Consider the following 14,103-nt stretch of genomic DNA (forward strand, 5'->3'; position numbering starts at 1 on the left):
GATCGAGTCCACTAACAATTAAGGGAGCACGAGAAAGAGCCCCCTCACCCGGATTGCCAACCGAATTGCGAAGGGCAATTCGGGGCAATCCGACCTCTCCCCGAGGGGAGAGGAGGTGTCAGCGCTGACGCCAGTCTCTTCTCCCTGCGGGGGTGAGGCGTGGTCCGCGCAGCGGGCGAAAAGCCAACTGCTTGGCTTTTCGAACAACGAACGCCCGGAGGGCGGTGGCCGCAAAGCGGCCGGATGAGGGGGCCGGCTCGGCCTCAGACAATGCCGCCCGAACCGCCAGCGACTGCAGGGCGTTCCGCTGCAACCTTGGCGCGGTAACCCGCCGCTCGATAGGCGGCGACCGGGTCGATGGCGCCGCCGGTCTTCAGCCGCGCCATGGCGAGGATCGGCTCGACATCGGTGCGGTAGGCCGCTTTCAGCGTCTGCGTCGCCATCAACGCGTCATTGCTATCCTGAAAACCTTCCAACGCCTTGCGATCGACCAGCAGCGCCTGCGCATAGGCGCGCTGCACCTCGACTGCCGACAGCATCAGGCTTTCGATCGGATCGGTGACGTTGTGGCTCTGGTCGAGCATGTGGGCCGGGTCGAACCCCTCGGCGCCGGAAAGTTCGGCGTCGACCAGTTCGTTGAAGACGAGAAACAGCCGGTAAGGATCGATCGAACCGGCGTCGAGATCGTCGTCGCCATATTTCGAATCGTTGAAGTGGAAGCCGCCGAGTTTTTTGAACTGGATCAGCCGCGACACGATCATCTCGATGTTGACGTTTGGGGCATGGTGGCCGAGGTCGACGAGACAGAACGCCTTGTCGCCCAGCTCCTGCGCGATCATGTAGTTGGTGCCCCAGTCCTGCACGACGGTGGAATAGAAGGCCGGCTCGTACATCTTGTGCTCGCTGAACAGCTTCCAGTCGGCGGGCAGTCCGGCGTAGACCTCTTTCATGGCGTCGAGATAGCGCTCGAATGCCTTGGCGAAATTGACCTGGCCGGGAAAGTTCGAACCGTCGCCGATCCACACCGTCAGCGCCTTGGAGCCGAGCGTCTTGCCGATCTCGATGCATTCGAGATTGTGCTCGACCGCTTGCCGGCGCGTGCCGGCGTCGGCATGCGACAGCGAGCCGAATTTGTAGGAGAGCTTCTGGTCCTTGGCGTCGGAAAAGGTGTTGGAGTTCATGGCGTCGAAGCCGAGGCCAAAGCGCGAGGCCGCTTGCTTCAGCCGGTTCGGATCGGCCTTATCCCACGGAATGTGCAGGGAAACGGTCGGCGTCGCCTGCGTCAATTGCTGGATGACGGCGCAATCCTCGATCTTGTCGAAGATATCGCGTGGCTCGCCGGCACCGGGAAAGCGGGCAAAGCGCGTGCCGCCGGTGCCGACGCCCCAGGACGGGATCGCGACCGCGAATTTCTCGACCTTGTCTCTGATAGCGTCGATGGCGATGCCGCGACGGTCGAGCCGCTCGCCGAGCGAGGCGTAGTCGCGCTCGAGGTTGGCCTTGCGCGCGGCGTTGTCCTTGTCGACGAGGCCGGCGGAGATGATGTGTTCCATCGTCCCCTCCGCTCAGCGCGTGAACGACTGGGCGTTGCCCGCGTCGACATTGATGATGTTGCCGGTCGACTTGGCCGACATGTCGGACGCCAGGAAATAGATCGCCTCTGCGATGTCTTCCGGGAAGACCGAGCGCTTCAGCATCGAACGCGAGCGATAGTGCTCCTCCAGATCGTCGGTCGACATCTTGTAGGCGGCGGCGCGCTGTTCCTTCCACTCGCCGGTCCAGATCTTCGAGCCGCGCAGCACCGCGTCCGGGTTGACGACATTGACCCTGATCTGCGCCTCCGCGCCCTCCAGAGCCAGGCAGCGGGCGAGATGGATCTCGGCAGCCTTGGCGGTGCAATAGGCGGCGGCGTTCGGCGATGCGGCAAGGCCGTTCTTGGAGGCGACGAAGACGACGTTGCCGCCAATCTTCTGCGCGCGGAACAGCCGGAACGCTTCCCGCGAGACCAGGAAATAACCGGTCGACAGGATGTCCATGTTCTTGTTCCACAGCGCCAGCGTCGTCTCCTCGATCGGCGCCGAGGAGGCCAGCCCTGCATTCGACACCAGAATGTCGATGCCGCCGAACTCGACCGCTGTCTCGGCAAAGCCCGAAATGACCTGCTCCTCCGAGGTGACATTGATCAGCACCGGCCGCACGAAGTCCCTGCCGTAGACTTTCGCCAGTTCGTCATTGGCGCTGGCCAGTGCTGTCTCGTCGATGTCGGCCAGCACCACGCAGGCGCCTTCGCGCAGCAGGCGGTTGGCCGTGGCGCGGCCGATGCCGCCGGCGCCACCCGTGACCAGGGCGATCTGGCCGGCAAGCGACTTCGGCTTCGGCATACGCTGCAGCTTCAGGTCTTCGAGCAGCCAGTACTCGATGTCGAAGGCTTCCTGTGCAGGCAGGCCGACATAAGACGACACGGTGGAGGCGCCGCGCATGACGTTGATGGCGTTGACATAGAATTCGCCCGAGATGCGCGCCGTCGCCTTGTCGCCGGCGAAGGTGAACATGCCGACGCCGGGCATCAGGTAGACGACGGCATTGGGATCGCGGATGGCGGGCGAGTCCGGATGCTTGCAGCTGTCGTAATAGGCCTGGTAGCCAACGCGATATTCGGCGATGTCGTCGGCAAGACGCGCGATGACGGCATCGACATCGGGCTTTGCCGGATCGAATTCGATGACCAGCGGGCGGATCTTGGTGCGCAGGAAATGGTCGGGGCATGAGGTGCCGAGTGCCGCCAGCGGGCGCAGATCCCTGGAGTTGACGAATTCGAGCACAGCAGTGGAATCGTCGAAATGGCCTGTTTTGTGGCTCCTTTCCGAGATCAGGCCGCGAATCCTCGGCATCAGTTTGGCCGCGATGGCACGGCGCTCAGTGGCGTCGAGCGACTTGACCGCTTCACCGCCGAAGATAGCGACACCCTCGGAGCGGCGCTCGAACCATTCGATCGCCTGGTTGATCACCGAGATCGTCGTCTCGTAGCATTCCCTGGGGGTGTCGCCCCAGGTGAACAGGCCGTGGCTTTCCAGGATGACGCCCTTGGCGGCTGGGTGTTCGAGGCAGAATTTCTCCAGCCACAGGCCAAGTTCGAAGCCAGGGCGCTTCCACGGCAGCCAGCCGATGGCCTCGCCGAAGATTTCTTTCGTCAGCGCCTTCGAATCCTTCGCCGCGGCAATGGCGATGATGGCATCGGGATGCATGTGGTCGACAAAGGGCTTCGGCACGTAGGCATGCAGCGGCGTGTCGATCGAAGCCGCACGCGGATTGAGGTTGAAGGTGCAGTGCGGCAGGAAGCCGACCATCTCGTCTTCGTGCTCGACGCCGCGATAGAGGCCTTTGAGCGCGCGCAGCTTGTCCATGTAGAGCGTGGCAAAGCCGTCCAGCTTGATCGAGGCGCTGTCGCCGCCCGATCCCTTAACCCACAGCACTTCGACATCCTCGCCGGTGAGCGGGTCTTTCTGCCAGATCTTCGACGACGTGTTGCCGCCGCCATAGTTGGTGACCCGCTTGTCGGAACCAAGTGTGTTCGAACGGTAGACCAGAAGTTCCGGCCCGCTCATGGCGTGAGCCTTGGCCTCGTCCCACAGATTGGCGAGGCGCGCGCCGGTGCGCTTGTCGAGCATAAGAAATCCTCCCGAAGGCACGCAGAAGGCGCGGCCATTTGGCCCGAATTTCCACGGAAGCGGTCGGCTTGTCAATCACAAACGATCAATATCGATCATATTGCACTGCACAATGAAATTATATGATCGGAAATGATTGACACTGCGCGTTTTGGGTGCCTAGATGCCCGGGCAGGGAGGAACCATGCACGAAAAAGAGCGCCACAGGATCATTCTGTCCGCCGTCCAGGAAAAGCCTGTGGTGACGGTGCAGGAGATGGTCGACCTGACGGAGTCCTCCGAGGCGACGATCCGGCGCGATATCGCGGCTCTCCACGTCCAGAAGCGCCTGCGCCGCGTGCGCGGCGGCGCCGAGGCAATCTCGCCGCCGCAGTTCATCGGGCTGGCCGGCCGGCCCTTTTCCGTCAACGAAACCATCAACGCCTCGCAGAAGCGGGCGATTGCGCGTGAAGCGGTCGAGCTGTGCAACGACGGCGAACCGATCATCATCAATGGCGGCACCACCACCTTCCAGATGGTGCATTTCCTGACCGGCCGCCGCATGCCGATCTTCACCAATTCGTTCCCCATCGCCGAGCACCTGCTCAAGCACTCCAAGAATACGGTGATGCTGTCGGGCGGCACCATTTATCGCGAGCAGAACATCATCCTGTCGCCCTTCGACAACGACGTGACGCGCAATTTCTATGCGCGCCGCATGTTCATGGGTGCGCAGGGTCTGGGGCCGCTCGGCCTGATGGAGGGCGATCCGCTCTTGATCCAGGCGGAGCAGAAACTGATCGACCAGGCCGACGAGTTGGTGGTGCTGGTCGATTCCTCGAAATTCCGCAAACGCTCCAGCCTCATCCTGTGCGGCCTGTCGCGCATCGCCACCGTCATCACCGATGACGGCATCGAGGATCGTGAAGCCAAGATGCTGGAGACCGCCGGCGTGACGCTGATCGTCGCCCGCACATCCGCAACCAACAAGGAAGAATCTTCACTGCAGGCCTGAGGCCAACTCGCGCTCGCAGCGGCGATGGAATGCAACGCTCAAGGGAGGAAATTCGATGAGCTTCTTGAAGAAATTGATGGTGACGGCTGCATTCTCAGCCGCCATGTTCGTGAATGCCGCCTACGCCGAAAACGTCAAGATCGCGCTGGTGGTGAAGTCGCTCGGCAACGGCTTCTTCGATGCCGCCAACAAGGGCGCCGAAGAGGCGGCCAAGGAACTCGGCGATGTCGACATCATCTACACCGGCCCGACCAAGGCGACCGCCGAAGCGCAGATCGAAGTGGTCAATTCGCTGATCGCGCAGAAGGTCAACGCCATCGCCATTTCGGCCAATGACGCCGACGCTCTGGTGCCGGTGCTGAAGAAGGCCATGGAACGCGGCATCACCGTCATCTCGTGGGATTCGGGCGTCGCTAAGGAAGGCCGCCAGCTTCACCTCAACCCGTCCGATACCGGCCTGATCGGCGAGACCATCATCAAGCTTGCCGCCGACCACCTGCCGGAAGGCGGCGAGGTCGCCATCCTGTCGGCCTCCTCGACCGCCACCAACCAGAACGCCTGGATCGACGCGGCCAAGAAAATCCTGCCGGAGAAGTTCCCCAAGATCAAACTCGTCGCCACCGTCTACGGCGATGACGATTCGGCCAAGAGCACCGACGAAGCCAAGGGCCTGTTGAAGTCCTATCCGAACCTGAAGGCGATCATCGCGCCGACCACCGTCGGCGTCGTTGCCGCCGCCCAGGTCGTCACCGACGAGAACCTGATCGGCAAGGTCAATGTCACCGGTCTCGCACTGCCGTCCGAGTTCAAGAAGTTCATCGACAACGGTTCCAGCCAGGCGGTTGCGCTGTGGAACCCGATCGACCTCGGCTACTCGGCCGTCTACCTCGCCCATGATCTGGCGGTGAAGAAGGAAGAGGCAAAGCCCGGCGCCACGCTGTCGATCGGCCGCGTCGGCAAGGTCACGCTCGACGACACCAACTCGGCTGCAATGGCTCCGCCCTTCCAGTTCGACAAGTCGAACATCGAAAAGTTCTCCAAGATCTATTGATCTGGAGTTCTCTAGAGCTGACGCGGCGGGGCTCACGTCCCGCCGCGGCTTTAAACGAACCTTGTTTCAGGGCTTGATACGACTATGGACACGACAGCCCAACACGGCGCGGTGAAGGAGCGGCCTCCGGCCCCGGCTCCACGCCTGACGCTGTCCGGCATCTCCAAGAGCTTTCCCGGCGTGCGCGCGTTGCACAATGTCAGCCTGTCGCTCTATCCGGGCCAGGTGACGGCGCTGATCGGCGAGAACGGCGCCGGCAAGTCGACGCTGGTCAAGATCATGACCGGCATCTACCAGCCCGACGGGGGCACGATCAGCATAGACGGCCACGCCGTCACCCTGCCCAGCGCGCATGCCGCCTTCGGCCATGGCGTCACCGCCATCCACCAGGAAACCGTGCTGTTCGACGATCTGAGCGTCGCCGAAAACATCTTTCTCGGCCACGCGCCACGCACGCGTTTCGGCACCATCGACTGGCGCACGATGCGCAAGAACGCGCGCGAAGTGCTGGACACCATGCATGCCGGCCATATCGACGCCGACGCGCGGCTGAAGGACCTCGGCATCGCCAACAAGCATCTGGTCGCGGTTGCGCGTGCCATGTCGATCGACGCGCAGATCGTCATCATGGATGAGCCGACCGCCGCGCTTTCCATGAAGGAGATCGAGGAGCTCTTTTTGCTGATCGAGTTCCTCAAGAGCGACGGCAAGGCGATCCTGTTCATCAGCCACAAGTTCGACGAGATCTACCGCATCGCCGACCGCTACACGGTATTCCGCGATGGCGAGATGGTCGGCGAAGGCCTGATCAAGGATGCCGGCCAGAGCCAGATCGTGCGCCTGATGGTCGGCCGCGCGGTCGATCACATCTTCCCGCAGCGCAAGGCCGAGATCGGCGCACCGGTGCTCTCCGTTTCCGGCCTGTCGCATCCGACCGAATTCAACGATATCGGCTTCGAACTGCACAAGGGCGAGATCCTCGGCTTTTACGGCCTTGTCGGCGCCGGCCGCAGCGAGGTGATGCAGGCGATATCGGGCATCACCCGCACCTCAGCCGGCACGATCACGCTGGAAGGCAAGACGATCGCGCCGAAATCGGCTGCGGATTCGATCGATGCCGGCATCGTCTACGTACCGGAAGAACGCGGCAAGCAAGGCGTGGTGATCGGCCTGCCGATCTTCCAGAACGTCTCGCTGCCTTCGCTCAAGCGCACGTCGAAGTCCGGCCTGCTGCGGCTGTCGGAGGAGTTCGATCTGGCCCGCTCCTACACCGAGCGACTCGACCTCAGGGCCTCTTCGCTCAGCCAGGATGTCGGCACACTGTCGGGCGGCAACCAGCAGAAGATCGTCATCGCCAAATGGCTGGCGACGTCGCCCAAGGTGATCATCCTGGACGAGCCGACCAAGGGCATCGACATCGGCTCGAAGGCCGCCGTGCACGGCTTCATGGCCGAGTTGGTGGCGCAAGGCCTGTCGGTGATCATGGTGTCGTCCGAGCTGCCCGAAATCCTCGGCATGTCCGACCGTGTCGTGGTCATGCGCGAGGGGCTTGTCGCGGCGGTCTACGACAACAAGGAGCTGGACGCCGAGACGCTGGTTCGGACGGCAGCAGGGATCGCGGCATGAAGGCTTTCCTCAAATACCGCGAAATCTGGCTGGCTGCTGCCATCATCGTCTTGATCGGGCTGATCTCGACGCGTTTTCCGGCCTTCGCCGATCCGGCCAATCTGCGTCAGGTGTTCAACGACACCTCGATCCTGATGATCCTGGCGCTCGGCCAGATGGTGGTCATCCTGACCCGGTCGATCGATCTGTCGATGGCGTCCAACCTCTGCTTCACCGGCATGGTGGTGGCGATGCTGAACGCAGCACATCCGGCGATCCCGATCCCGCTGCTGATCGTCGTCGCACTGCTGGTCGGCCTTGTGCTCGGCGCCATCAACGGCCTTTTGGTCTGGCGGCTGAACATTCCCTCGATCGTGGTGACATTGGGCACGCTGACCATCTATCGCGGCGCGACCTTCGTCCTGTCCGGTGGCGCCTGGGTCAATGCCGACAAGATGAGCCCGGACTTCATCGGCTTCCAGCGCGCGGCCCTCCTCGGCATTCCGGTGCTGTCGTGGATCGCCATCCTGGTCATTGCGCTGTTCTTCGTTGTGATGACACGCACCGCGCTCGGCCGCTCGATCTACGCGATCGGCGTCAACCCGACGGCGTCGGTCTATGCCGGCATCGATGTCGGCCGGACGAAATTCATCGTCTTCTGCATCTCCGGCATGATTGGCGGCCTGTCGGGCTATCTCTGGATCTCGCGCTACGTGATCGCCTCGGTCGAGGTCGCCAATGGCTATGAGCTCAACATCATCGCCGCCTGCGTCATCGGCGGCATTTCGATCGCCGGCGGCATCGGCTCGGTCGGCGGCGCGGTATTAGGCGCACTGTTCCTCGGCATCATCTCCAACGCTCTGCCGGTCATCAACATCTCGCCTTTCTGGCAGATGGCGATTTCGGGCAGCGCAATCATTCTGGCCGTCGTGCTCAATGCGCGCGGCGAGCGCCAACAGGGCCGCATCATCCTGAGAAAGGCGGAGGCGTGACCGACATCCCTGCCCCGCGCCACATTCCCGACCGGCTCGACAAGCCGCTGCGTTCGGCGATCTTTTCCTGGGAGGCGCTGCTGGTCGTGGTGGCCGTCGCCATCTTCGCCATCAACAGCTTCGCCTCGCCCTATTTCCTCGACCCGTACTCGCTGTCCGATCTGACCTTCAATTTCACCGAGAAGGGCCTGATCGCCTTTGCCATGGCGCTGCTGATCATCTCGGGCGAGATCGATCTGTCGGTGGCCGCCATCATTGCGCTGGCGTCGACCATGATGGGCATGGCGGTGCAGGCCGGCGCCGGCACGCCGGTGCTGGTGGCAATCGGCATCGTTGTCGGGCTCGGCTGCGGCGCCTTCAACGGTCTGCTGGTGACAAGGCTCGGCCTGCCCTCGATCGTCGTCACCATCGGCACGATGAGCCTGTTTCGCGGCATCGCCTTCATCATCCTCGGCGACCAGGCCTACAAAGGCTATCCCTCAAGCTTCGCCTTCTTCGGCCAGGGCTATGTCTGGTGGGTGGTGTCGTTCGAGCTGGTGCTGTTCCTGATCGCGGCTGTCGTCTACTGGTTCCTCTTGCACCGCACGAGTTTCGGCCGACGCGTCTTCGCCATCGGCAACAATCCGGTCGCTGCGCAATTTTCCGGCGTGCGCGTCGGCCGCACCAAGTTCATCCTGTTTTGCCTGACCGGGCTGATGTCGGGCATCGCCTCGGTGCTGATCACCTCGCGCCTCGGTTCGACGCGGCCCTCGATCGCACAGGGCTACGAGCTGGAAGTCATCACCATGGTGGTGCTCGGCGGCGTCAGTATCCTCGGTGGCGCCGGCAGCATTCTTGGGGTCGTGCTCGCCGCCTTCATCATGGGGCTGGTGACCTTCGGACTTGGCCTGCTCAACGTGCCCGGCATCGTCATGTCGATCTTCATCGGCCTGCTGCTGATCATCGTCATTGCCTTGCCGATCGTCTGGCGGCGGCTGCGCGGAGGGCGTTGATGGCCGAGAAATACGCGTTCAAGATGAAGCTGAAGCCCGGCATGAAGGCAGAGTACAAGAAGCGCCATGACGAGATCTGGCCGTCGCTGGTCGCGCTGCTGAAGCAGGCCGGCGTCTCCGATTATTCCATCCATCTCGACGAGGAGACCAATATCCTGTTCGGTGTGCTGTGGCGGCAAGACGACCACCGCATGGACGAATTGCCCGGACATTCGGTGATGCAGCGCTGGTGGGCCCACATGGCCGACATCATGGAGACCAGGCCGGACAACGAGCCGGTGGCCGTGAAGCTGGAAACAATGTTCCACATGGCATGAGTGCGATGCGCCACATCGCCGTCATCGACATCGGCAAGACCAACGCCAAGGTGGCGCTGGTCGACCTCGCGACGTTGAGCGAGGTGGCGCTGCGCCGCACGTCCAATGCGCCGGTGCGGCAGGCTCCCTACCCGCACCACGATGTCGAGGCCTTGTGGGCGTTCATCCTCGAAAGCCTTGCCGGCCTCAACCGCGAACAGCGTATCGACGCCATTTCGATCACCACCCACGGCGCGACGGGCGTGCTGGTCGACGCGGCGGGTGAACTGGTGCTGCCGGTGCTCGACTATGAGTTCGACGGCCCCGACGGGATGGCCGAGGATTACGACGCGATCCGCCCGCCTTTTGCCGAGACCGGCACGCCGCGCCTGCCGCTCGGCCTCAATCTCGGTGCTCAATTCTTCTGGCAGCAGAAGAGCTTCCCGGCGGAATTCGCCAGGGCCGCGGCGCTGCTGATGTACCCGCAATACTGGGCCTTGCGCCTGACCGGCATCGCCGCCAACGAGGTCACCTCGCTCGGCTGCCACACCGACCTGTGGAACCCGTGGACGGCGGATTTTTCATCCCTGGTCGACAGGCTGGAGTGGCGGAGCCTGATGGCGCCGGTGCGGCCGGCCAGCGATCGCCTCGGCCCGATCCTGCCCACCGTTGCTGTGCGAACCGGACTGGATCCGCACACGCCGGTGTTCTGCGGCCTGCATGATTCCAACGCCTCGCTGCTGCCGCATCTTCTCTCCGACAAGCCGCCTTTCTCCGTCGTCTCGACCGGCACCTGGGTGGTGTCGATGGCGGTCGGCGGCAAGCAGATTGTGCTGGATGCGGCGCGCGACACGCTGGTCAATGTCAACGCGCTCGGCGATCCCGTTCCCTCTGCGCGCTTCATGGGTGGCCGCGAGTTTTCCGTGCTGACAAAGGACCAGCCGGAGCAGTGGACCGAAGCCGATGTCGGCGCCGTGGTGGCGCGAAAGACGCTGCTGCTGCCGTCGACCCAGCAAGGTTCGGGGCCGTTCCCGCACCATGCCGCGGCATGGCTCAACGCCGACGGCATCAACAATGGCCAGCGCTTTGCCGCCATCTCATTCTATCTGGCGCTGATGACGGCGACCTGCCTCGACCTGATCGGCGCCGACGGCCCGACCACTGTCGAAGGCCCCTTTGCCCGCAACCGGCTCTTTGTCGGCATGCTGGCGGCAGCCACGGCGCGCGCCGTGGTTGCGTCCGAGGCCGCCACCGGCACCAGCATCGGCGCGGCGCTGCTGGCATGCGATCGGCCGGCGACGCAAGGCAAGGGCGAAAGAATAGAACGGCCTATAGACCCAGCCTGGGTCGACTATGTCAGCGCATGGCGGGCGGCAGTGGAAGTGCAGGGCTGATCAGAGAATCCGTTTGCCGAAGGCAGACATGACGAAGTTGACCGCGTCGGTGCCGATCCGCGGCTCCAGATCCGCCGTCAGGCCCGAAACATCCATCGACAGCAAGCCGCCGGAGAGCGCGATCGCCTCCATCGCCTGATGTGTTTCGCGCACGGTCAGCCCACCGGAGCCCGCAGCCCAGCCGGCGAATTCGGTCGCGGTCGGCGAATAGCTGACATGAAAGCCTTGCGCGCCTGATGTGGCGATACGGATCGCTTCATGCATCAGGTCGCGCATGCCCATGGCGTCGATATCGGTCATGGTGAAGGCGGAGACGCGCGAATCCTTCAGCACCCGCGCCTCGGCCGGATCGGCGTGGCGCAGGCCGACGATGACGACATTCTCCGGCGACAGCTGCGGCTGCAGCGCGCCCGCCTTGTGGTCGAGGCCAAGCGAGCGCGCCAGGACCGAACCTTCCGGCAGGTCGATGCCGTCCTCGTCCTCGGGCATCAGGGCGGCGATGGAATCGATCCAGATCAGGCCGAAGGAATGCGTGGCTCGCGCCGTCGCGGTCAGCGCCTTGTGCGCGACGCGACGATCGGCGCCGGCGGTCAGCCGGACCAGTCCCGATGGCGGCCGCTCGATATCGGCCAATTCGACGACGTCGAAATTCATCGCCTCCAGCCGCGCGCCGGTGCCTTCCCGGGCCAGGATGCCGGCAGCCCCCGGCCCGGCCGTGATCTGCACCATCTTGCGGCCGGAAAAATCCTCGACATCGTGCATCGGGGCCTTCTCGACATATTCCGAGGTCATCGCCAAAAGCATGGCGCCATAGCTCATGCGGAAGGCGACGCGGTCGCCGACGGCCAGCGGCGGGTCGGCATCGGCGACATCCAAAAGCAGATGGTCGCTGGAGGCGCCCAGCACCCGGATCCCCCTGGCGATCGGCGTCAGCCCCTCGACCAGCACGTCCTCGCGGCCGATATTGGCGATGGCGCGCAGCCTGTCGCCCTCGTCGGGGAAGACCGGCTGGTTGCCGAAGGCGTCGTAGCCCGATTGGCCGATCGGCCGTGACGGCTTGAGCTTGACCTCGATGATGTCGCTGGTCAGCCGGCAGGCATCGGGCTCGAGCTCGGCCCATGGCACATCGCGGAAGGTCTCGACGCCGCCTTGCAGGATCGCCTCGCCGACGCGCAGATTGTTGATGCCGGCCGGCAGTCTGCCTTCGAGCAGCAGCGGCAGCGACGACGATGCGCCGCCGGAAATCACGTCGAGGCTTTTGCCGGACAGGCGCTCGGTCTTGTAGGCATGGGCGACGAGCTGCCCAAGGTTTTCCGGCGTCGGCATGATGGCGCCGAAGCAGCCGAGATTGGTGCCGATGCCGGCGATGCGCACGCCCTTGAACTGCAGGATCTGCTCAACCGTGGGGATCAGGTCGTTCGGCCAGATGCCTTCGCGGAGATCGCCGAGATCGATCATCAGCATGATGTCGTGGACGCGGCCCATGCGCTCGGCGATGCGCGAAATTTCGCGGATGGTGGCGAGTTCCGATTGCAGGCTGATGTCGACGGTGCGCACCACCTCCTCGACCCGCGCCATCGGCGGGCTGCGCAGCAGCATGATCGGTGCGTTGATGCCGCTGTCGCGCAGCCGGCGGATGTTCTCGAAACGCGATTCGGCGATGCCGGCGACGCCGCCGCGCAGCATGGCGCGTGCCACTTGCGGCATGCCGCAAGTGCCCTTGGTGACGCCGAACACTTTTATGCCCGACAGCGCGCAGCGCTCGACGATGGTGCGCGCGTTGCGCTCGATGCGGCCAAGGTCGATGGCGACTTGCGGTCCCGACATCCTAGCCCCCGTAGACCAGCCCCTGCGGGTCGATCTCCGGCTTGCGGCCCGAAACGAGGTCGGCGAGGAATTTTCCCGAACCGCAGGCCATGGTCCAGCCGACATGGCCGTGGCCGGTGTCGAGATAGAGATTCTTGTAGCGCGCCTGGCCGATGACCGGCACCGAGTTCGGCATCATCGGGCGCAGACCCGCCCAGAACACAGCCTTCTTCTCGTCGAAGGCACCCGGGAAAAGATCCTTGCCGGTGCTGATGATCGTCTTGAAATCGGCGGGCTTGAAAGTGCGGTCGAAGCCGGTGAATTCGGCCGTCGAGGACATCCGCAAGCGGTTGCCCAGCCTGGAATAGCCGATCAGCCGGTCCTCGTCGGCGCCGCCCATGGTCGGTCCCTTGCTTTCGTCCTCCAGGGGAATCGTCGCGGTATAGCCTTTTACCGGATAGACAGGCAGGTCGATGCCGTAACGGCGCCCGAGCAGGCCGCTTTCCGGCCCCATCGAGATGACAACCGCATCGCCGGCGACCGGGCCGGCCGAAGTCATCACCGCGCGCACCCGGTCGCCCTCGATGTCGAGGCCTTCGACTGTCGTGCCGAACAGGAATTTGACGCCGAGCTTCTCGGCCGCATAGGCGGCCAGCCTGTCGACAAACTGCTTGGAATCTCCGGTCTGGTCGGTTGGCGAATAGACGCCGCCGGCAATCTTGTCCTTGACGCCGGCAAGGCCCGGTTCCAGCTCGACCAGCCGGTCGCGGCCGACGATTTCGATCGGCAGGCCGTGCTTGGCAAGATAACGGTAATTGTCGGTGCCGGTGTCGAGGCTCTTTTGCGAGCGGAAGAAATAGAGAATGCCCTTCTTGCGCTCGTCGTAATGGATGCCGGTCGCTTCCGAAAGCGCATTGATGCAGTCGCGCGAATAGAGCGCGAGCCTGAGCTTGATGTCGGTGTTGGCGCGCAGGCGCGCCACCGTGCACTGGCGCAGGAAACGCAGGCTCCAGGCGAGGAAATAGGGATCAAGGCGCAGCCTGACCTTGATGCCGAGATCATGGTTGTAGAGCCCGCGCAGGAAGGTCTTCAAAGCCGCCGGCGAGGCCCAGGCGGTGGCGTCACCCGGTGACACCAGGCCGGCATTGGACTGGCTGGTGCCTTGTGCCGCCGCCGGATGGCGCTCGATAACCGTCACCTCATGGCCGTCGCTGGCCAGATAATAGGCGGCCGCCGTACCGACGACACCGGCCCCGAGCACCGTTATTTTCATGCCATTCCCCCAAAATCTCCTCGCGGCGCCGC

At 63.8% G+C, this 14,103-nt stretch carries 11 protein-coding genes; 7 read left to right on the top strand and 4 right to left on the bottom strand.

The annotated features are described in order from the left end of the window. Nucleotides 1-263: 263 nt before the first annotated feature. Both rhaI and M729_RS0112085 read right to left on the bottom strand, forming a co-directional pair. On the bottom strand, nt 264-1,553 hold the full coding sequence (gene rhaI / locus M729_RS0112080; protein ID WP_027161699.1) for an L-rhamnose catabolism isomerase: 1,290 nt from the start codon (nt 1,551-1,553) through the stop codon (nt 264-266). Nucleotides 1,554-1,565: 12 nt separating this feature from the next. Beyond that, complete coding sequence (locus tag M729_RS0112085; protein WP_027161700.1) at nt 1,566-3,668, bottom strand: bifunctional rhamnulose-1-phosphate aldolase/short-chain dehydrogenase; 2,103 nt, start codon at nt 3,666-3,668, stop codon at nt 1,566-1,568. A 184-nt stretch (nt 3,669-3,852) separates the two neighbouring features. Between M729_RS0112085 and M729_RS0112090 the strand changes: the two genes are divergently transcribed. From M729_RS0112090 to M729_RS0112120, 7 genes are all read left to right on the top strand, one after another. Continuing rightward, nucleotides 3,853-4,662 carry a DeoR/GlpR family DNA-binding transcription regulator gene (locus M729_RS0112090; protein ID WP_013533598.1) on the top strand — a complete coding sequence of 270 codons (810 nt, stop codon included), beginning with the start codon at nt 3,853-3,855 and terminating at the stop codon, nt 4,660-4,662. 55 nt (nt 4,663-4,717) lie between these two features. Further along, nucleotides 4,718-5,713 carry a rhamnose ABC transporter substrate-binding protein gene (gene rhaS, locus M729_RS0112095; RefSeq protein WP_013533599.1) on the top strand — a complete coding sequence of 332 codons (996 nt, stop codon included), beginning with the start codon at nt 4,718-4,720 and terminating at the stop codon, nt 5,711-5,713. A gap of 84 nt (nt 5,714-5,797) precedes the next feature. Then, nucleotides 5,798-7,339 (top strand): sugar ABC transporter ATP-binding protein, encoded by a 1,542-nt coding sequence (locus M729_RS0112100; protein ID WP_024503128.1) that lies wholly within the window; start codon nt 5,798-5,800, stop codon nt 7,337-7,339. Then, nucleotides 7,336-8,310 carry an ABC transporter permease gene (locus M729_RS0112105; protein ID WP_027161701.1) on the top strand — a complete coding sequence of 325 codons (975 nt, stop codon included), beginning with the start codon at nt 7,336-7,338 and terminating at the stop codon, nt 8,308-8,310. The genes M729_RS0112100 and M729_RS0112105 overlap by 4 nt, the downstream gene beginning before the upstream one ends. Continuing rightward, the gene (locus tag M729_RS0112110; RefSeq protein WP_024503129.1) at nt 8,307-9,302 is read left to right on the top strand and encodes an ABC transporter permease; all 996 of its coding nucleotides are present in this window, start codon (nt 8,307-8,309) and stop codon (nt 9,300-9,302) included. The genes M729_RS0112105 and M729_RS0112110 overlap by 4 nt, the downstream gene beginning before the upstream one ends. Next, nucleotides 9,302-9,619 carry an L-rhamnose mutarotase gene (gene rhaM / locus M729_RS0112115; RefSeq protein WP_024503130.1) on the top strand — a complete coding sequence of 106 codons (318 nt, stop codon included), beginning with the start codon at nt 9,302-9,304 and terminating at the stop codon, nt 9,617-9,619. Before M729_RS0112110 ends, rhaM begins: the two co-directional genes overlap by 1 nt. Further along, nucleotides 9,616-10,992 (top strand): FGGY-family carbohydrate kinase, encoded by a 1,377-nt coding sequence (locus M729_RS0112120; protein ID WP_027161702.1) that lies wholly within the window; start codon nt 9,616-9,618, stop codon nt 10,990-10,992. The genes rhaM and M729_RS0112120 overlap by 4 nt, the downstream gene beginning before the upstream one ends. Here the strand turns inward: M729_RS0112120 and M729_RS0112125 are convergent, their stop codons facing one another. Both M729_RS0112125 and M729_RS0112130 read right to left on the bottom strand, forming a co-directional pair. Continuing rightward, nucleotides 10,993-12,819 (bottom strand): alanine racemase, encoded by a 1,827-nt coding sequence (locus M729_RS0112125; protein WP_027161703.1) that lies wholly within the window; start codon nt 12,817-12,819, stop codon nt 10,993-10,995. A gap of 1 nt (nt 12,820) precedes the next feature. After that, nucleotides 12,821-14,071, bottom strand: a complete 1,251-nt coding sequence (locus M729_RS0112130; protein WP_027161704.1) for a D-amino acid dehydrogenase — start codon at nt 14,069-14,071, stop codon at nt 12,821-12,823. Nucleotides 14,072-14,103: the final 32 nt, after the last annotated feature.

Origin of the sequence: Mesorhizobium sp. WSM1293 (assembly GCF_000513875.1) — a bacterium.
Classification (GTDB): domain Bacteria; phylum Pseudomonadota; class Alphaproteobacteria; order Rhizobiales; family Rhizobiaceae; genus Mesorhizobium; species Mesorhizobium ciceri.